Source organism: Actimicrobium antarcticum, from assembly GCF_039536745.1.
Classification (GTDB): domain Bacteria; phylum Pseudomonadota; class Gammaproteobacteria; order Burkholderiales; family Burkholderiaceae_D; genus Actimicrobium; species Actimicrobium antarcticum.
On record NZ_BAAAZE010000008.1, the window covers coordinates 137920 to 157764 of the forward strand.

Annotated in this window: 14 protein-coding genes; 8 read left to right on the forward strand and 6 right to left on the reverse strand. The window is 59.1% G+C overall.

Going from position 1 to position 19845, the window contains the following annotated elements:
* The first annotated feature begins 81 nt into the window (after positions 1-81).
* Entirely contained in the window at positions 82-1806 is a 1725-nt protein-coding gene (gene mnmC1 / locus ABD720_RS08425) for an FAD-dependent 5-carboxymethylaminomethyl-2-thiouridine(34) oxidoreductase MnmC1 (protein WP_344762825.1), read from the forward strand.
* 47 nt (positions 1807-1853) lie between these two features.
* On the opposite strand, the gene ABD720_RS08430 is transcribed toward mnmC1, so the two are convergent.
* Positions 1854-2417, reverse strand: coding sequence for a phasin family protein (locus ABD720_RS08430; protein WP_344762826.1), 564 nt, complete (start codon positions 2415-2417; stop codon positions 1854-1856).
* Positions 2418-2749: 332 nt separating this feature from the next.
* On the opposite strand from ABD720_RS08430, the gene ABD720_RS08435 reads away from it, so the two are divergent.
* Positions 2750-4411, forward strand: coding sequence for a long-chain fatty acid--CoA ligase (locus tag ABD720_RS08435; protein ID WP_344762827.1), 1662 nt, complete (start codon positions 2750-2752; stop codon positions 4409-4411).
* A 173-nt stretch (positions 4412-4584) separates the two neighbouring features.
* On the opposite strand, the gene ABD720_RS08440 is transcribed toward ABD720_RS08435, so the two are convergent.
* Both ABD720_RS08440 and ABD720_RS08445 read right to left on the reverse strand, forming a co-directional pair.
* The gene (locus ABD720_RS08440; RefSeq protein WP_344762828.1) at positions 4585-4875 is read right to left on the reverse strand and encodes a type II toxin-antitoxin system RelE/ParE family toxin; all 291 of its coding nucleotides are present in this window, start codon (positions 4873-4875) and stop codon (positions 4585-4587) included.
* Positions 4863-5231 (reverse strand): CopG family ribbon-helix-helix protein, encoded by a 369-nt coding sequence (locus ABD720_RS08445; protein ID WP_344762829.1) that lies wholly within the window; start codon positions 5229-5231, stop codon positions 4863-4865. The genes ABD720_RS08440 and ABD720_RS08445 overlap by 13 nt, the downstream gene beginning before the upstream one ends.
* A 297-nt stretch (positions 5232-5528) precedes the next feature.
* On the opposite strand from ABD720_RS08445, the gene ABD720_RS08450 reads away from it, so the two are divergent.
* A complete protein-coding gene (locus ABD720_RS08450; protein ID WP_344762830.1) occupies positions 5529-7034 on the forward strand; it encodes a B12-binding domain-containing radical SAM protein in 1506 nt (501 codons plus the stop codon).
* 77 nt (positions 7035-7111) lie between these two features.
* Positions 7112-7876 carry a class II glutamine amidotransferase gene (locus ABD720_RS08455; protein ID WP_344762831.1) on the forward strand — a complete coding sequence of 255 codons (765 nt, stop codon included), beginning with the start codon at positions 7112-7114 and terminating at the stop codon, positions 7874-7876.
* Between the two features lie 382 nt (positions 7877-8258).
* Here the strand turns inward: ABD720_RS08455 and metH are convergent, their stop codons facing one another.
* The 3 genes from metH to def all read right to left on the reverse strand — a co-directional run bounded on the left by metH (position 8259) and on the right by def (position 13944).
* Positions 8259-12017 (reverse strand): methionine synthase, encoded by a 3759-nt coding sequence (metH, locus tag ABD720_RS08460; protein WP_344762832.1) that lies wholly within the window; start codon positions 12015-12017, stop codon positions 8259-8261.
* A 366-nt stretch (positions 12018-12383) separates the two neighbouring features.
* On the reverse strand, positions 12384-13361 hold the full coding sequence (gene fmt / locus ABD720_RS08465) for a methionyl-tRNA formyltransferase (RefSeq protein ID WP_344762833.1): 978 nt from the start codon (positions 13359-13361) through the stop codon (positions 12384-12386).
* Between the two features lie 49 nt (positions 13362-13410).
* Positions 13411-13944: a peptide deformylase gene (def, locus tag ABD720_RS08470; RefSeq protein WP_344762834.1), complete on the reverse strand. Its 534-nt coding sequence runs from the start codon at positions 13942-13944 to the stop codon at positions 13411-13413.
* A gap of 172 nt (positions 13945-14116) precedes the next feature.
* Here def and ABD720_RS08475 point away from each other — a divergent pair, with 172 nt between their 5' ends.
* The 4 genes from ABD720_RS08475 (at position 14117) to ABD720_RS08490 (ending at position 19815) form a co-directional block, all read left to right on the forward strand.
* A complete protein-coding gene (locus tag ABD720_RS08475; protein WP_344762836.1) occupies positions 14117-15202 on the forward strand; it encodes a LysM peptidoglycan-binding domain-containing protein in 1086 nt (361 codons plus the stop codon).
* A gap of 25 nt (positions 15203-15227) precedes the next feature.
* Positions 15228-16340 carry a DNA-processing protein DprA gene (gene dprA / locus ABD720_RS08480; RefSeq protein WP_425547972.1) on the forward strand — a complete coding sequence of 371 codons (1113 nt, stop codon included), beginning with the start codon at positions 15228-15230 and terminating at the stop codon, positions 16338-16340.
* A 132-nt stretch (positions 16341-16472) separates the two neighbouring features.
* Positions 16473-16949 (forward strand): Smg family protein, encoded by a 477-nt coding sequence (locus ABD720_RS08485; RefSeq protein WP_344762838.1) that lies wholly within the window; start codon positions 16473-16475, stop codon positions 16947-16949.
* 205 nt (positions 16950-17154) lie between these two features.
* Positions 17155-19815, forward strand: a complete 2661-nt coding sequence (locus ABD720_RS08490; protein ID WP_344762839.1) for a DNA topoisomerase III — start codon at positions 17155-17157, stop codon at positions 19813-19815.
* The last annotated feature ends 30 nt before the right edge of the window (positions 19816-19845 follow it).

The window sequence follows — 19845 nt, forward strand, 5'->3', positions numbered from 1 at the left end:
GCTCTGATGAGAGCTCGGGAACAAAACTACCAAGGAAATTTCTGGTTAACGTTGTTTTTGTGAGACAAATATTCAAATTCCATGCATGAACCTTGTCCTGACTCTATTGCTCCGCACGTGGTGCTGGATACCTCTTTTGGCGCAGGGTTGCAGTTTTTGCGTAGCTGGCAGGCTACGACCGGCAGCTTGCACTATCTGGCATTCCTGGCACAACCGATCACCCTTGCCGAACTCCTGCAACAGCACACCGGTCACGCCGAACTGACGTGTGAAGCATCGGCGTTGCGCGCGGCCTGGCCAGAACTGCTGCCCGGATTCCATCGCTTGCTGTTCGCGCATGGACGCATCAGTCTGACGTTGATGATCGGTTCGCTGGACGATTGTCTGACGCAAGCGACGGCGCAGGTGCATGCGTTTCATGTCGATGTTGTTGCCGCGACGCAGTCGGCGCGGCGTCTGGCACGCCTGGCCGCGCCGTCGGCCGCGCTGATATTGGTCGACGGGGCGCCAGACGCGGCGCTCGCGCGTGCCGGATTTGTATTTTCGTCGGGCACGCACGCCGTGTTTCAGCCATCTCGCCCTGTGCGCGCTGGCACACCGATGGCGCGACAGGCCATCGTGCTCGGTGCCGGGCTGGCCGGTGCCGCCATCTGCGAACGCCTGATCCGGCGCGGCTGGCGCGTCACGCTACTGGAACGCCATGCCGAAGCTGCCATGGAAGCGTCAGGTAACCTGGCCGGGATTGTCATGCCGTTGCTGTCGAGGGACGACAATCTCGCCTCGCGTTTGAGCCGTGCCGCTTACCTGTTCGCCGTGCACCGCTGGTCGCGGCTGGCGCGCAAGGCATTCGATGGCAGCGCCTGCGGCGTGTTGCAGCTTGCGCGCGATGCCGAGCATGCCGAGTTGCAGGAGCAGATAGCCAGGCGCTGGAATTATCCGGCCGGGTTTGCCGAATGGCTGACAGCAGACGACGCCGGGGCTGTGCTCGGTGCGGCCACTTCTGATGGGGGCTGGCTGTTTCGTCAGGGAGGCTGGGCGCATCCCGCCGGCGTGTGCCAGGCGCTGCTGGCGGCCTGCGGTGAGCGTCTCGACATGCGCTTCGGCGTCGCCGTGACGGCATTGCGGCAGGACGGCGCCGACTGGCAACTTCTCGATGAGAAGGCCAATGTGCTGGCGCAAGCACCCACGGTAATCTTTGCAAACGGCCAGGGCGCGACACGGTTCGCGCAACTCGCCGAGCTGCCGTTGCACGCGGTGCGAGGTCAGGTCACGCATGTGGCAGCCGAGCTGGATTTTGCCCCTGCACTGGTGGTATGCCGTGAAAGTTACCTGACACCGCCATCGGACGGTATTCGCAGCGTCGGTGCGACCTATGATCGCGACAGCGACCCGCAGTTGCGTCGCGACAGCCAGACCGACAACCTGCGACGGGTCCAGGCGATGCTGCCCGGGAATTGGCCTGATGCCGCGAGTCTGCCGCTGGCAGGGCGTGTCGGTTTTCGTTGCGTTGCGCCAGATCGCTTGCCACTGGTTGGCGCGTTACCACGTCTTTTTTCTGAAATCCAAAACGGACCACGTGCCGAACGCCTGCGTGACGTACCACGCTGGCCTGGCTTGTTTGGATTGCTCGGATATGCGTCGCGCGGTTTGATCTGGGCGCCACTGGCGGCGGAACTGCTGGCCGCGCAGCTCGATGGCGAACCGTTCCCGATCGAAAGTGACCTGGTTGCGGCACTCGACCCGGCCCGCTTCCTGCTGAAGGCATTACGCCGGCCAACCGCGCAGGCGGTTTGCTCGCGCCCATAAAAAAAGGACCGCCGTAGCGGTCCTACTCGATCTGCAGCAGCAGAATATTACTTCTTGGCAGCGCGTGTTGCTTTGTCAGCAGCTTGTGTGAATTGCTCGGTTGCCGAAGTAACGTTGGCTTCCATGGTTTGCACGGCTTGCTTGGTGCTCTTGGTCAACTGCTCGTAGCCAGCGTTGGCGTTGCTGATGACCGATTTCATCATCGCAATCACGTTTTCCGAACCGGCTGGTGCGTTCTTGCTGACATCGTCAACCAGTGCGGAGACTTTACGGCTGGTTTCAGCGATCTGGGCTTCGGCAGCGCGGGTGAACTCGGCTTGGGCGCTAGTAGCGATGCTCGCAACGTGACGGCTGTAAGCCAGTGCTTTCTCGGCGCTAGGCTTGGCTTGTGAGGTCGACAGGGCCAGGAATTCTTGCGGATCTTTTGCAGCCATCAGTTGCTTGGCGTTGACGGTGCTTTCTTCCAGCGAGCTTTTGACAGCGGTCAGGTTCAGCTCAACAAGTTTCTCGACGCCTTCGAAGGCTTTGCTGGTCAATGTGGTGATCAACGCGAGTTGAGCTTCGAAGTTGGCTTTGGTTGCAGCGGAAAATTGGTCTTGAAATGAGAACATGTGAATCTCCTAAAGTTGTGGGCACATCGGATTCGTCGGCGGTAGCATTCGGTAACTTTGGTGCACCGCAACAACGACTATTCTACGCACCAAAACCGGGATGTCAAGACTATTGTGCGACGCACAAAAAATAAGCCGATGTCGTTGAAAGCTGATGGGCGGCCGATCAATGATGCTTTTTCCTGTGGCGTCATGCCCGGCCAGGCGCCATGCGGCAGTAGAATTTTTTGGTCAGCGGACTTTTATTTCTCACAACTGAACCAGCCCCTATAATTCATTCGAGACAATGCCGTACCGATTCGACCTCTACAACATCACAACAAGGCGAACACATGAATACGCTTCACTATGCACACTGGCCCGCTGGCTTGCCCACCCACCTGACCGTGCCTGCCACCAGCGTCTACGTCAATCTGCAAATCAGCGCGCTGCGCTATCCGGACAAGCCGGCCATCATTTATTACGATTCCATCCTGACCTATCGCCAGCTGCATGAAGCGGTACTGGCGCTGGCGGGGTATCTGCAGGAGCATTGCGGTGTCCAGCGCGGCGACCGGGTGTTACTCGACATGCAGAATTCGCCGCAGTGGGTGATTGCATATTTTGCCATCCTGCGCGCCGATGCCATGGTGGTGCCGGTCAACCCGATGCTGATGACCGAAGAGTTGCGCCACTACGTCGAGGATAGCGGTGCCAAGGTAGCGCTCGCGTCGCAAGATGTTTTTGCGAGACTGGCGCCGCTGGTACGCACGACGGGCCTCGTGACGGCGATCGTTGCCACCTATTCCGATTACCTCACGGTGGCGACTGATCTGAAAGTACCGGATTTCATCACTGCCGCACGCGATGTGCCGCACGCTGCCGGTGTGATTGCATGGAGCGAGGCGCTGGCCGAAGGTGGCGTCTTGCAGGAGCATCTGGCGCAACCGGATGATCTGGCCTGCATGCCGTACACCTCGGGCACGACAGGCAAACCGAAGGGGTGCGTACACACGCACAGCTCGGTGATGTTCACCGCAGCCGGTGCGCCGCACTGGGCCACGTCGATGGTGCCCGACCAGGTGACGCTGGCGGTACTGCCATTTTTCCATGTGACCGGCATGCAGATCAGCATGAATGCCGTGATCGTTGGTGGAGGCACCATGGTGATCCTGCCGCGCTGGGATCGCGATGTAGCCGGCCAGCTGATCACGCGTTACCAAGTCACGGTATGGACCAATATCCCGACCATGGTGATCGACTTGCTGTCGAATCCGCGGCTGGCGGATTATGACCTGTCGGGCCTGCGGCGCATCTCCGGTGGTGGGGCTGCGATGCCTGCGGCAATTGCCCAGAAACTGCTGGACCTGACCGGTCTGACTTTCATGGAAGGTTACGGCCTCTCGGAAACGATGGCATCGACCCACACCAACCCGCCGCAACGCATGAAGCAGCAATGCCTCGGCATCCCGATTTTCAATGTGGATTCGCGCATCATCGACCCGACCACCTGGCTGGAATTGCCGCAGGGAGAGGTCGGTGAAATCATCATCCACGGCCCGCAGGTCATGCAGGGCTATTGGAACGATCCGCAAAAGACTGCCGACTCCTTTATCGACATCGATGGCAAGCGCTTCCTGCGCACCGGCGACCTGGGCTATCAGGATACCGAAGGGTTTTTCTTCTTTACCGATCGCCTCAAGCGGATGATCAACGCCAGCGGCTACAAGGTCTGGCCAGCCGAGGTCGAATCGATGATGTACAAGCATCCGGCGATCGAGGAATGCTGCATCATCGCCTCGCGCGACGCCTATCGCGGCGAAACCGTGAAAGCGGTCGTGGTACGCAAGCCCGGCGCGGTCGCCAGCGCTGACGACATCATGCACTGGGCGCACGAGACGATGGCGGCCTACAAGGTGCCGAAGCGTATCGAATTCGTCACTGCCTTGCCGAAATCGGCTACCGGAAAGGTCATGTGGCGAGCGTTGCAGGAGAAAGAACTGGCTCAGGAATAACAAAGGTTCGTTGCCAGGATCGACTCGGACGGCGGGTAGTGCGGACCAGCGATGGTGTGCTGCTCGTCATTTTCATTCCGCCAGATTCACTAAATTGGGTGGAGCGTGTTATGACTTGGAATGTGCACTAGACCCTGCAAAATTTGCTCTTCCAGCAACGAAGTGCAGTTAATTCAGTATCCGAGTTCACGCTGATGCCGAATCGCTAGAATCACAGCATTTTCACCATCGAAGTGGTACAGCACCACGTAGCCACTGTCCCCAAATCCAATCAACCACTCGCGAAATTCCGTCTCCATGTCTTCCGCTGGTCGGCCAATGCCGGGCTGCCTGGCAATGACATTCATTCCTTCGCGAATAGCCCTTACCGCACGCCTGGCGGCATCACCATTTTTTTCGGAAAGAAATTTATAGAGTCGCTGTAAATCCAGCAGCGACGCTGGTGACCAGATCAGACGTGGCATATCGGTGGCTCTGCATCCTGACCCGCTTCCAGTTTAGCCATCCAGGCGTCTGCTTCCTCGTGGGTTACATGCAAGCCATTTTCTTGATAGTTACTCCAGGCATGGTGTGCATCCTGCCGCATCAGTTCCCGCTTTTCTTCCCGACCGACATATTGGCGGATCGCTTCAAGGATCATCCAGTGGGAGCTACGATTACGCGCATCGGCAAGGCGTTTCACCCGTTCCTTGGTTTCTGCATCAATCTTTACGGTCGTGGGTCGTAGTGTTGCTGCTGACATGGTGACTCCCTTAAAGTGATACTTGTAAGTACTTGATAATACTTCATCCAATGCGTCGGAACGCGACAGCTTGGTCATTCCGTGGCCAGGAGCGAGCCCGTCATCGGCAACGCCCGCTCGAGATCGTTCACCGTGGAAGCGAATCGATATGGCCGCAATAGATGCATCGCGCAGGTTCTCCCGAACTGAAGCAAGTCCTGCCACTCTGACTGGCGCATGAATGATATGAGTACATCACTAGTCAGATATTGACGCAGCATAGTAAGCCGGTAGGTGAAGCATCACATCCTCCGGCAAGCGCCTTCCAGGTGGAACTGCCACCTGCCGCCACACCGCGTAAAATGGCGTTCGATCTTCCGCCGCCCAAAGCCCCCCATGACCATCCTGCTCGCCACGCTCAATGCCCGCTACGCCCACGCCTCGCTCGGCCTGCGCTGTTTGCTGGCCAACATGGGAGCTCTGACAGCGCAGACCGAATTGCGCGAATTCGTCATCGGCACGCGCAGTACCGACATCGTTGAAAAACTGCTGGCGTCGAATCCGCGCATCATCGGCTTCGGTGTCTACATCTGGAATGTCGACGAAACTACCCGTGTCGTCGCATTGCTCAAACGCCTCGCGCCACAAGTAAAGATCATCCTCGGCGGTCCGGAGGTGTCGTACGAATCAGCCGGGCAGCCCATCGTGCAACTTGCCGATTACCTGATTACCGGCTGGGGCGACGTGACCTTTCCGCTGCTGTGCGAGCAGATCCTCAATGGCCCGCAACCGCTGATGAAAGTCCATGCCGGCGTGCAGGCGCCACTGGCCGAGTTGCCGATGCCGTATGACCTGTACACCGCCGAAGACATCGCCCATCGCACGCTGTATGTCGAAGCTTCGCGGGGCTGTCCGTTCAAGTGCGAGTTCTGCCTGTCGGCGCTCGACAAAACTGCCTGGCCGTTTGCGCTCGATGGCTTTATCGAAGAGCTGGAAAAGCTGCATGCGCGCGGTGCGCGACTGTTCAAGTTCGTTGATCGCACCTTCAACCTGAACATAAAGTCCAGCCTGAAGATCATGCAGTTCTTCCTCGACAAGCTGGCCGCCCATCCGGATGATCCGGTCTATGCCCACTTCGAAGTCGTGCCCGATCATTTGCCGGATGCGCTCAAGGCCGGCATCATGCAATTCCCGCCGGGTACGCTGCAGTTCGAGATCGGTATCCAGAGTTTCAATCCGGAGGTTCAGGCGCTGGTGAGCCGCAAGCAGGACAATGCCAAGGCCGCAGAAAACATCCGTTGGCTGTGCGAACACTCGCACGCGCATTTGCATGTCGACCTGATCGCCGGCTTGCCGGGTGAGGATATCGCCAGCTTTGCACGCGGATTCGACCGGCTGGTGGCATTGCAACCGCATGAAATCCAGTTCGGTATCCTGAAACGTCTGCGCGGCACGCCGATCATCCGCCACACCGACGAGTACGGTCTGATTTTCGATCCGGCGCCGCCCTACACCATCCTCGCGACCGACCGTATCAGCTTTGCCGACATGCAGCGGCTGGTGCGCTTCGCGCGTTTCTGGGACATGATCGCTAACTCGGGACGCTTCGCCAACAGCTTGCCGGTGCTGCTGGGCGATGCGCCGTTCGACCACTTCATGCAGCTCTCCGACTGGCTGTTTGCGCGTACCGATGCGACGCACCGGATCGCGCTGGAGCGTCTTGCCGTGCTGGTCGGACAGTGGCTGGCCGAACGTGGCATGGATGCCGATGCGGCGAAAGCGCTGGTCGCCAGCGACTATGCCGGCAAGGTGAATTTACCGCGCAGCGGCGCGCGCGTGAAAACCGAAGCGGTCGCCGAAAAGAGCTTGCCGCAACGCCAGGCACGACACATGGCAGCGTAGAACGATCAGTGCGGAGAGGGCGGTGGCGCTCGTGATACCGTTGCCTCCCGTCGCCCTTGCCTACAGCCAAAGTCCCCATGTGCCAACTCCTCGCAATGAACTGCAACGTCCCGACCGATATCGTGTTCAGCTTCACGGGTTTTGCCACGCGTGGCGGTGGCACTGACGAGCACAACGACGGTTGGGGAATTGCTTTTTTCGAAGGACGCGGCGTGCGCCATTTTGTCGATTACCAGGCCGCCGTGGCGTCACCGATCGCCGACCTGATCAAGCGTTGCCCGATCAAATCGACCAACGTCATCGCGCATATTCGCAAGGCCACGCAGGGCAGCATCGCCCTCGAAAACTGCCATCCGTTCGTGCGGGAATTATGGGGACGCTACTGGGTCTTCGCACACAATGGCGACCTGAAAAATTTCGCGCCGGTACTCGACGGAGCCTTCCGGCCAGTCGGCAGCACCGACAGCGAGCAGGCGTTTTGCTATGTGCTGCAGCAATTGCAGCGTCGCTTCGGCGACCAGTTGCCGGCGCTGCCGGCGTTGCGCAGCGCGCTTGCCGAGCTCACCAGCGAGATCGCCACCCACGGCACCTTCAACATGATGCTGTCACATGGCGGGGCGCTCTTTGCGCATTGCTCGACAAATTTGCACTACATCATTCGCCAATATCCGTTCGCCCAGGCGCAGCTGTCGGACAACGATGTCAGCGTCGATTTTTCGCAGGTCACGACACCGAACGACCGGGTCGCGATTATCGTCACCGAACCGCTGACGACAAATGAACACTGGACCCGCTTTGCCGCCGGCGAACTGAAAGTGTTCGTCGACGGCGCACCGGTCTGACCGGGGATTAGGAGCCCGCAAGGCGGGCTTTTGGCTGCAAATTTCACCACGGACACCACCGACTGTAGGTCAGATTTACCATGAAAACTACCAACTGTGGGCTGCAAAGCCCAACATGCGTCAAGTTCCCTATGGGGTCGGCGGTATCGAAAGCCATTTTTACACCGTTGTGCAGCACCTGACCTGATGCTTCCGGGTAGTAACAAGGTCAGCTACCGACGAACGTACAACGATCTGACAGGAAGCTTGACGCATGTTGGGCTTTGCAGCCCACGATTCGGCAACGTAAGCGACGTTTTGCCTGCAGCTCAATCTTCCGGCGGTCGATTTTTTTTCCGCCCAAATCACATCGTGTAAGAGCTGCCGAGGTTTAGGGCCACAATCAGGACAAATTCGGTGCCAGCCAGCGCTCCACATCGTCCCGGCTGGCGCCGCGCCGCGCGGTCATGTCCTTGACCTGATCCTCGCCGATCTTGCCGACGCTGAAGTACTTCGACTGCCGATGGCCGAAGTAAAAGCCGGCCACCGATGCACCCGGAAACATCGCATGCGATTCGGTGACCTGCATGCCGATATCGGCACACTGCAGCAGCGCAAACATCTCCTGCTTGACCGTGTGTTCCGGGCATGCCGGATAGCCGGGAGCAGGTCGAATACCCAGATATTCTTCCTTGATCAGCGCCGCATTGCTGAGTGCTTCGTTCGGCACCGTGCCCCACAAATCGGTACGCACGCGCTCATGCAGATGTTCGGCAAAGGCTTCGGCCAGACGGTCGGCCAGCGACTTGAGCATGATCGATGAATAGTCGTCGTGCGCCTCTTCAAAACGCTGTTCGTACTTCTCGATGCCGATGCCGGTGGTGACCGCAAACAGGCCGATGTAGTCGGCAATGCCGGACGCTTTCGGCGCAATGAAATCGGCCAGGCACTGGTTCGGCCGCGCCACGCCGTCGATGACCGGCTTGACGGTTTGCTGGCGCACGCCGTAGTAGGTGAACGCGACTTCGGTGCGAGTCTCGTCGGTATAGATTTCAATGTCGTCGTCGTTGACGCTGTTGGCCGGCAGCAGCGCGACAACGCCGTTGGCCGTCAGCCAGCGACCATCGACGACTTTCTTCAACAGCGCCAGGCCTTCTTCATAGACCTTGCTGGCGGTTTCGCCCACGACCTCGTCGGTCAGGATCGCCGGGAACGGACCGGCCAGGTCCCAGGTCTGGAAGAACGGTGCCCAGTCGATGTAGCGCGCCAGCGTGCCGAGGTCGACATTGCGGAACTCGCGCCGCCCAATGAACTTCGGCTTGACCGGTGCGTCTTCGCCGGTAAATGGCACGACCATCTTGTTGGCCCGTGCCTGCGCGATCGACAGCATCGGCACGACCTTGCGGTTGGCGTGCTGTTCGCGTATGCGTTCGTAGTCGGTCGCGATGTCGGCGATGTACTGCTCGCGCTGCTCCGGTGTCAGCAGCGATTGCGCCACCGAGACCGAGCGCGACGCATCGGCCACATACACCACCGGGCCTTCGTAGTTGTGCGCGATCTTCACGGCGGTGTGCGCACGCGACGTGGTTGCTCCACCGATCAACAGCGGAATCTTCATCATCCGGAAATACGGGTCGCGCTGCATTTCCTTGGCCACGTACGCCATCTCTTCGAGCGACGGCGTGATCAATCCGGACAGGCCGATGATGTCGGCATTCTCGGCTTTTGCACGCGCCAGAATTTCCGAGCACGGCACCATCACGCCCATGTTGACGACTTCAAAGTTATTGCATTGCAGGACCACCGAAACGATGTTCTTGCCGATGTCGTGCACGTCGCCCTTGACGGTCGCAATCACGATCTTGCCCTTGGCCTTGGCGGCGATGCCGGTCTTTTGCTCTTCCAGCAGCTTTTCGATTTCGATGAATGGAATCAGATGGGCCACGGCCTGCTTCATCACGCGGGCCGACTTGACCACCTGCGGCAAAAACATTTTGCCCTGGCCGAACAGGTCGCCGACGATATTCATGCCATCCATCAGCGGGCCTTCGATCACATGGATAGGCCGACCGCCACTGGCCAGCAATTGCTGACGCGCTTCTTCGGTGTCTTCCACGATCCATTGCGTGATGCCATGCACCAGCGCGTGCGCCAGTCGTTTTTGCACCGGGCCGTTGCGCCATTCGAGGTTCTGTTCTTCCTTCTTGCCGCCGGCTTTGAGAGTGCCGGCGATCTCGATCATCCGTTCGGTCGCATCCTCGCGCCGATTCAGCACCACATCCTCGACGCGCTCGCGCAACTCTGTCGACAGCTCGCTGTAGACGCCCATCATGCCGGCGTTGACGATACCCATCGTCATGCCAGCCTGGATCGCGTGGTACAGGAACACCGTGTGGATCGCCTCGCGCGCCGGGTCATTGCCACGGAAACTGAAGCTGACATTCGAGACGCCGCCGCTGATCTTCGCGTGCGGCAGGTTCTCGCGGATCCAGCGCGTCGCGTTGATGAAATCGACCGCGTAATTGTTATGTTCCTCGATGCCGGTGGCAATCGCAAAAATGTTCGGATCGAAGATGATGTCTTCGGGTGGAAAGCCGATCTTCGAGACCAGCAGGTTGTAGGCACGCTGGCAAATTTCGGTCTTGCGTTCGAAGGTGTCGGCCTGGCCTTTTTCATCAAACGCCATCACGATCACGGCCGCGCCGTAGCGCCGGCACAGGCGGGCCTGGCGCAGGAATTCTTCCTCGCCTTCCTTCATCGAAATCGAGTTCACCACCGACTTGCCCTGGACGCATTTCAGGCCCGCTTCGATGACCGACCATTTGGAGGAGTCGATCATGATCGGTACGCGCGCGATGTCCGGCTCGGACGCCACCAGATGCAGGAAGCGCGTCATCGCCGCGACCGAATCGAGCATCGCTTCATCCATGTTGATGTCGATGACCTGTGCGCCGTTTTCGACCTGTTGACGCGCCACCGCGATGGCTTCGTCGTATTGCTCGTTGAGGATCAGGCGCGAAAAGGCTTTCGAGCCGGTCACGTTGGTACGCTCGCCGACGTTCACAAACAGCGAATCGTCATCGATGACGAACGGCTCCAGACCCGACAGACGCATCACTGGCGCGACTTCCGGAATGCGGCGCGGCGCGATGCTGACGACGGTGTCGGCAATGTCGCGGATATGCTCCGGCGTGGTGCCGCAGCAGCCGCCGGCGATGTTGACGAAGCCGCTCTCGGCGAAGTCTTTCAGCAGCGACGATGTCACGTCCGGGGTTTCGTCGAAACCAGTGTCGCTCATCGGATTGGGCAGTCCGGCATTCGGATAAATACAGACGAAGGTATCGGCGATCTTCGACAGTTCTTCGGCATACGGCCGCATCAGCGCCGCACCCAGCGCGCAGTTCAGACCGATCGTCAGTGGCTTGGCATGGCGCACCGAATTCCAGAAGGCCGGCACGGTCTGGCCCGACAGGATGCGACCTGACGCATCGGTGACGGTCCCCGAAATCATGATCGGCAAGCGTTTGCCGGATTCTTCAAAGAAGGTATCGACGGCGAACAGCGCTGCCTTGCAATTGAGCGTGTCGAAAACGGTTTCGATCAGCAGTACATCAGCGCCACCTTCGACCAGAGCGCGGGTTTGATCGAGATAGGCTGTCACCAATTGGTCGAACGTGACATTGCGCGCTGCAGGGTCATTCACGTCCGGCGAAATCGACGCGGTCTTCGGTGTCGGGCCCAGCGCGCCGGCCACGAAGCGCGGTTTGTCCGGGGTCGAGTACTTGTCACAGGCAGCGCGGGCGATACGTGCCGACGTCACGTTCATCTCGTAGGCCAGATGCGCCATGTGATAGTCGTCCTGCGCGACGGTGGTGGCGCCGAAGGTATTGGTTTCGATCAGGTCGGCACCGGCCGCCAGGTATTGCTCGTGGATTTCGCTGACGATCTGCGGTTGCGTCAGGCTCAGCAATTCATTGTTGCCCTTGACGAAGAGCTCCCGGCCCGGGCCGGTGAAATCCGCAAAGCGCGGACCGCGATAATCTTCTTCGGTCAGCTTGTATTGCTGGATCATGGTCCCCATCGCGCCATCGAGGATCAGGATGCGGCGCGACAGCAGGTCGCGCAGGAGAGTTTCGGTGGCGGAAATGGCGTCGCGTTTCATGGTGTGCTCAAAAGAAGGTGGTCTGAAAATGCAAAACCCGGCTTGCAAAGCGGAGCCGGGTGTTTTCAGGGCCGCTTTAGCGGAATTTATTTAGGGTCATGCCATCAGGCATCGACGCTGGCGCCCGCAAGCTGGGTTTGACTTTATGGATCAAATCGGCGCTGGAAAATTATACGTCAAAGCGCGTGTCTTCTCTTCAGGACAAAAAAAAGCCCGCAATCAGGGCGGGCTTAAATCCATATCAAAAGGAGGAGACATGGAGGAGACGAGCAAAGTATAGAAGCGGGCCAACGCGCGTGCCAATTTTGATTGGCCATATGAGTTATCGCTTTTGTGAATACCATTTTGCACTGTCATTTTTATCCATCACGTAGTCCCGGTGTCTCTGGTCAGGGCACGCGTGCCAACGGTCAGCGGGAAGCCCTTCAGGAATTCGCTTGCCGGCAAGCGTTTGCCACCGGGCTTTTGCAACTCGATCAATCGCAAGGCACCGGTACCGCAGGCAACGACTAGTCCGAGCTCGACATCGGCGGCAATGATCTCTCCGGGTACGGACGCTGCCGACCGCGCGACGGCTTCTGCTTGCCAGATCTTGATCGCCGCGCCGTGCAAATTGGCCGATGCTGCCGGCGCTGGATTGAACGCGCGGATCTTGCGTGCCAACACCTCGGCCGGTTGCAGGAAGTCCAGTGCGGCTTCTTCCTTGCTGATTTTGGCGGCGTAATTGGTGCCAGCTTCGGGCTGCGGTGTGGCGGACAGCGGTCCCTGTTCGCGCTGGCGCAATGCGGTCACGATCATCTGCCCGCCCAGTTGCGCCAGCCGATCGTGCAGGCTCCCGGTCGTATCGCTGGCTGCGATCGGCAAGCTCTCGACCAGCAGCATGGGGCCGGTATCGAGGCCTTGCTCCATTTGCATGATGGTGATGCCGGTAGCGGGATCGCCTGCTTCGATGGCGCGATGGATCGGCGCGGCGCCGCGCCAGCGTGGCAACAGCGACGCATGAATATTCAGGCAACCCAGCCGCGGGATGGCCAGCACCGACGGTGGCAGGATCAATCCGTAGGCAGCGACGACCATCACGTCATGCGGTGTGGTCCGCAACAACGCATCGGCCTCGCGTGCCACGTCCGGGTATTTGCCATCGAGCCGCAACGACACGGGTTGCGCCACCGGGATATTGTGCGCCAGGGCAAACTGCTTGACCGCCGATGCATGCAGCTGCATCCCGCGCCCTGCCGGGCGATCGGGTTGGGTCAGTACCAGCACGATCTCGATACCGGCGGCGTGGATGGCAGCGAGCGCCACGGCAGCGAACTCCGGCGTTCCGGCAAAGATGATTTTCATGGGCGCCCGGGTGGTGTGTTCAGTAAGAGGGATGCAATGAGAGCGGCGGTCAGCTCTGGCTACTGCGCTTTTTGTCGCGATTGATTTCGCGCTCTTCCTTCAGCATTTTCGCCTTGATCCGGTTGCGCTTGAGCGGCGACAGATATTCAACGAACACTTTGCCTTTCAGGTGATCCATCTCGTGCTGAATGCACACAGCCAGCAGGCCGTCGGCGGATGTGTCGAAGGAGTTGCCCTCGATATCCAGAGCGCGTACCGTGATGCGTGCGTGACGCTCGACACCGTCATAGACGCCGGGCACCGACAGGCAACCTTCATCGTAGAGTTGCATCTCGGGACTTGCCTTGATGATTTCAGGATTGATGAATACTTGCAGACCAGATTGGTTTTCCGAAATGTCGACAATGATCAGCTGTTCATGCACGTCGACCTGCGACGCTGCCAGCCCGACGCCGGGTGCGTCGTACATGGTCTCGGCCATATCGGCGACGAGTTTTGCCAGACGGGCATCGAAGACCGTCAAGGGCTTGGCGATCTTGTGCAGGCGCGGATCGGGGTATCGCAATATATTCAGTAATGGCATACGGCTTTTGCGCAACAAGGCGCGTGATGTTGAACGTAGTTTTTCTTGCTAGTTCAAGGATTTGTGGGCAGACTTTGATTCAATTTGGCAAGATTTGTCACGTACTTTGATGCGTGTGCACCCTGCCGTGGCGATATTGTGAAGTCATTTCGCTACTCTCACCGGACCGACCATGAAAAAGTTTAGCACAGCCGCCCTTTGCCTCGCCTTTGCGACAGCTGCATTTTCCCTGACCGTCAGTAGTCATGCGCAAGCGGCATCCGCCCGTTGCGAATTCCTTGCCAATGCGCCTGACAGTCATCTTGTCGTCCGTGGCGACACACTCTGGGATATCTCCGGAAAATTTCTCCAGCATCCCTGGTGCTGGCCGCAGGTATGGGACATGAACCGCGACCAGATTCGCAATCCGCACTGGATATATCCCGGACAGACAGTGTATTTTGACCGCATCAATCGCCGCCTGCGGCTCGGCAGCCCGAGCGGTAGTCCAGGTGATACGCCGACGATACGGGTCTCGCCGGGCATGCGCATCCAGGGCCTCGGCAATGCCGCCATTCCGGCCATCCCCTCGAATGTGATCGAGCCTTTCCTGTCACAACCGCTGATCATCGAAGAAAACGAATTGCAAGGCACGCCGCGCATCGTCGCTGCGCAGGAAGGGCATGTCTTCCTGGGCAAAAATGACAAGGCCTATGTGCGTGGCGATCTCAAGGATGACACCGCATTTCAGGTGTTTCGCCCGGGCCTGCCGCTGAAAGATCCCGAAACCAAACAGATCATTGGCTACGAAGCGGTTTATCTGGGCAACGTCAAACTGGTTCAGGCCGACAAATCCGGCGGTGCCAGCGCGCACGTGTTCAACGTCGTCTCGACCAAGCAAGAAATGGGTGTGGGTGACCGGTTGCTGCCGGTGCCGCCAACACCGATCCTGAACTACGTGCCGCATCCGCCAGAGCAACCGGTCGACGCCCGCATCGTCTCGATTTATGGTGGCGTCACCCATGCGGGACAGAACCAGCTTGTTACCATCAATCGCGGCAAGAGGGATGGCATCGATATCGGTACCGTGTTGCAGTTAAGCCGCTTCGGTGAAACCATCATCGACAAGACCGACGGCAAGAAGGAAAAGATCAAGCTGCCCGATACCGAATATGGCACGGTGTTTGTATTCCGCGTCTTTAACGGTATTTCGTACGCGCTGGTCATGCAGGTCAGTGACTCGGTACAAATCGGAGACGTGGCCAAATCACCGGAGTAATTCCCTGTCACTGCCCGTCGATACCATTACATCCACCAGGTCTGTCGACGCTACTGCTGACGTGACGAACTGGCTCCGGCTGGAGCAGACCGCGGGCGTCGGTCCGACGACTGCGCACAGGCTCCTCGCCGAGTTCGGTTTGCCAGAAAACATCTTCGCGGCGACCGAACGTTCACTTAGCCAGCTGGTCGGCGGGCCGATCGCCCGCGCCCTCGTTGCCACCCCATCGGTGCGCACGCAAAGTCTGATTGCCGCAACGCTGAACTGGCTCGACCATCCCGATAATCACTTTCTGACCCTGGCGGACCGGCGCTACCCGCAGGCCTTGCTGAATATCCACGACCCACCGGTCGTGCTGTACGCAAAGGGCAAGGTGGAATTGTTGCAACAGGCCAGCGTGGCCATCGTTGGCAGCCGCAATGCCACTGCGCAAGGGTGTATCCATGCCGGCAAGTTTGCCGAGCACTTGAGTCAGTCGGGTTTCACGATCGTCTCCGGCATGGCATTGGGCATCGACACCGCGGCACATGCAGGTGCCTTGCCGCATGCCGGCTCGACCATTGCGGTGGTCGGTACCGGGATCGATATCGTTTATCCGGCACGCAACCGCGCTCTGGCCCATCAGATTGCGCGTGACGGCTGCCTGCTCAGTGAATACGTGCTGGGTACCGGACCGCTGGCCGCCAATTTCCCGAGGCGCAATCGGCTGATCAGCGGGCTGTCGCGCGGTGTCCTGGTGGTCGAAGCGGCAGCCCGATCGGGTTCGCTGATCACGGCTCGGGTAGCGGCCGAGCAGGGACGCGATGTCTTCGCCATTCCCGGTTCGATCCACGCGCCGCTCTCGAAAGGCTGTCATCAATTGATCAAGCAGGGCGCCAAGCTGGTCGAATCGGGGCAGGATATTCTGGAAGAAATCGGTGCTGTTGCCGTCAGCTCGTCGGTCCGTGTTGCCAACGTTGCGCCGCCTTCCGCGTTGTCGGCGCTGTTCGACGTGCTGGGTTTTGATCCGGCCGATGGCGACACACTGAGCCAGCGCAGCGGCCTGGATGCCGCCGAGCTACTGTCGCAGCTACTTGAACTGGAGCTGCTGGGTTTTATTGAAGTGATGCCAGGTGGATTTTATCGCCGCATCGGTTAAAATCCTGCGCTTCGCCGCCGCCTGCATCGTCATTGCCCGTGTGACCAGCCCGTCAATTACCTCCCCGCTTCGCACACTGCGCACAGCATTTGTGCGCTTGTGTCGGGGCGATCTTACCGCTACAGTACAGTCATGTTCGACGTCCTTGTCTACCTCTACGAAACCTATTACCGTCCGGATGCCTGCCCACCCCCGGCAGCACTGGTCAAGAAACTGTCTGCGGTCGGTTTCGACGACGATGAAATTTCCAGCGCGCTTGATTGGCTGACCGATCTGGCGCAAACCACCGATTCGCTGTCCGGCCAATATCCTCCAAAGACCATGTTTTCTGCTGGCGTGCGTATTTACGTACAACAGGAAATGGATGCGCTCGGTACCGCTGCGGTCGGCTTCATCCAGTTTCTGGAAGCAGCCAAGTTGCTCAACCCGGTGCAGCGGGAAATCGTCATCGAACGTGCGCTTGCCGTCAGCGATACCCTGATCTCGCTGGACAAGCTCAAAGTCATCGTGCTGATGGTGTTGTGGAGCCAGGGCAAAGAGCCTGACGGGCTGATGTTCGACGAGCTTTTTCTGGATGATGACGATCCAGAGCCAAGGCAGCTGCATTAATTATTCCGCCCGCGCGATCTGTTGCTTCCTTCTTCCCTTGCTGCCACTGCGTATTGCAGCATTCGCAACAACCCGCTTACTATGAGTTGCCATTTGTCCTTTGCCTGCAACGCGCTGCGTCGCAAGTTTGCCGGCATGGGCTGTATGATGCGCTCAATGACACTGCCCGCCATGTGGCGACCGCGCCTTTTCCGAGACCAACTCCATGACTAAAACCCTCATCATCGCCGAGAAGCCTTCTGTCGCGAACGATATCGCGAAGACGCTGGGCGGCTTCACCAAGCACGATGAGTATTTTGAATCCGACGAATACGTGCTTTCCTCTGCAGTGGGTCACCTGCTGGAAATCGCCGTGCCCGAAGAGTTCGATATCAAGCGCGGCAAATGGAGCTTTGCCCACTTGCCGATGATCCCGCCGTACTTCGCCCTGAACCCGATTGCCAAGACCGAAGCGCGCCTGAAAGTGTTGAACCGGCTGATCAAGCGCAAGGACGTTACCGCACTGATCAATGCCTGCGATGCCGGCCGCGAAGGCGAATTGATCTTCCGGTTGATCGCCCAGAACGCCAAGGCCAAGCAACCGATCAAGCGCCTCTGGCTGCAATCGATGACCCCAGGCGCCATCCGCGAAGCCTTTACCAATCTGCGCGACGACGCCGAGATGTTGCCGCTGGCCGACGCCGCCCGTTGCCGCAGCGAAGCCGACTGGCTCATTGGTATCAATGGCACGCGTGCCATGACCGCATTCAATTCCAAGGAAGGTGGTTTCTACCTGACCACCGTTGGCCGGGTCCAGACACCGACCCTGTCCATCGTGGTCGAGCGCGAAGAAAAAATCAAAAAGTTTGTCGCCCGTGATTTCTGGGAAGTCCGCGCCGACTTCGTCTGCGCGGCCGGCATCTACGAAGGCCGCTGGCTCGACACCAAATTCAAGAAAGACGAAACCGATCCCGAAAAACGCGCCGAGCGCCTCTGGAGCAAGGCCGCTGCCGAGTCGATCGTCGCCGCCTGCCGCACCAAACAGGGCAATGTCACCGAAGAATCCAAGCCGACCACCTCGATGGCGCCTGGCCTGTTCGACCTGACCAGCCTGCAGCGCGAAGCCAATGCCCGCTTCGGTTTTTCGGCCAAGAACACGCTCGGCCTGGCGCAGGCGCTGTACGAAAAACACAAGGTCCTGACCTACCCGCGGACCGATTCGCGCCATCTGCCCGAGGACTACATCAGCACCGTCAAGGAAACCCTGGAGACGGTCTCAGAGAACAACAACTACTACCAGTTCGCCGCGCAAATCCTGAACGGCAACTGGGTCAAACCAAACAAGCGGATTTTCGACAACACCAAGATCAGCGACCACTTCGCGATCATCCCGACGACGCAGGCACCGAAGAATCTGTCCGAGCCGGAACAGAAGCTGTATGACCTGGTCACGCGCCGCTTCCTCGCGATCTTTTTCCCGGCCGCCGAATTCCAGGTCACCACCCGCTTTACCGAAGTCTCCGGCCATCAGTTCAAGACCGAAGGCAAGGTCATGACGAATCCGGGCTGGCTGGCCGTGTATGGCAAGGATGTGGTTGATCCGAAAGCCGCCGATGGCGACGGCACGCTGGTGGCGGTGGCCAAGGGCGAGAAAGTCCAGACCGACAAGATCACTGCCAACGGCCTGGTCACCAAACCGCCAGCGCGTTACACGGAAGCGACCTTGCTATCAGCCATGGAAGGTGCCGGCAAGCTGATCGACGATGAAGAGCTGCGCGACGCGATGGCGGGCAAGGGCCTCGGCACACCAGCCACGCGGGCGGCCACCATCGAAGGGTTGATCAACGAACGCTATCTGCTGCGCGAAGGCCGGGAAATGATCCCGACCGCCAAGGCATTCCAGTTGATGACGCTGCTGCGCGGCCTCGGCGTGAACGAACTGACCGCACCGGAATTGACCGGTGAATGGGAATACAAGCTGTCGCAGATGGAACGCGGCAAGATCAGCCGTGAAGAATTCATGCGCGAAATCGCGCAGATGACGCAGATCATCGTCAAGCGTGCCAAGGAATACGACAACGTCACGATTCCCGGCGACTACACGACACTGAAGACGCCGTGCCCGAATTGCGGTGCCGTGGTCAAGGAAAACTACCGCCGTTTCGCCTGCACCAAGTGCGAATTCTCGATGAGCAAGACACCCGGCAGCCGGCAATTCGAAATCCCCGAAGTCGAAGAATTGCTCACCAACCGCACCATCGGACCACTGCAGGGATTCCGCTCCAAGATGGGCCGGCCGTTCGCTGCGATCCTGAAAATTTCACGTGACGAAGAGATCAAGAACTGCAAGCTGGAATTCGATTTCGGCCAGAACGATGACGAAGGCGAAAACGGCGAGGGCGTCGATTTCACCGGCCAGACACCGCTCGGACCGTGCCCGAAATGTGGCAACGGCGTGTTCGAACTGGGCTTGGCCTACGTCTGCGAAAAGAGTGTCGCCAAACCGAAGGAATGTGATTTCCGCAGCGGCCGCATCATCCTGCAACAAGAAATCCTGCCGGAACAAATGGTCAAATTGCTCAATGACGGCAAGACCGACCTGATGCCGGGTTTCGTGTCGCAACGCACGCGTCGTCCGTTCAAGGCATTCCTGGTCAAGGGCAAGGATGGCAAGGTCAGCTTCGAGTTCGAAGAGCGCAAGGCCAAGGCCCCGGCCAAGGGCAAGGTCGCCGCTGTGGTCGATGGTGACGAGGACGCTGCCCCGGTTGCTACCAAGGTCGTGAAGCTGGCCGCAGCCAAACCGGCTGCCAAAAAAGCGGCACCGAAAAAAGCTGCCGCCAAAAAGCCGGCAGTGCGCAAACCGGCGGCAAAAAAAATCAGCGCCTGATTGCTGCGGGTCAGGCAGCACTGCTGATTT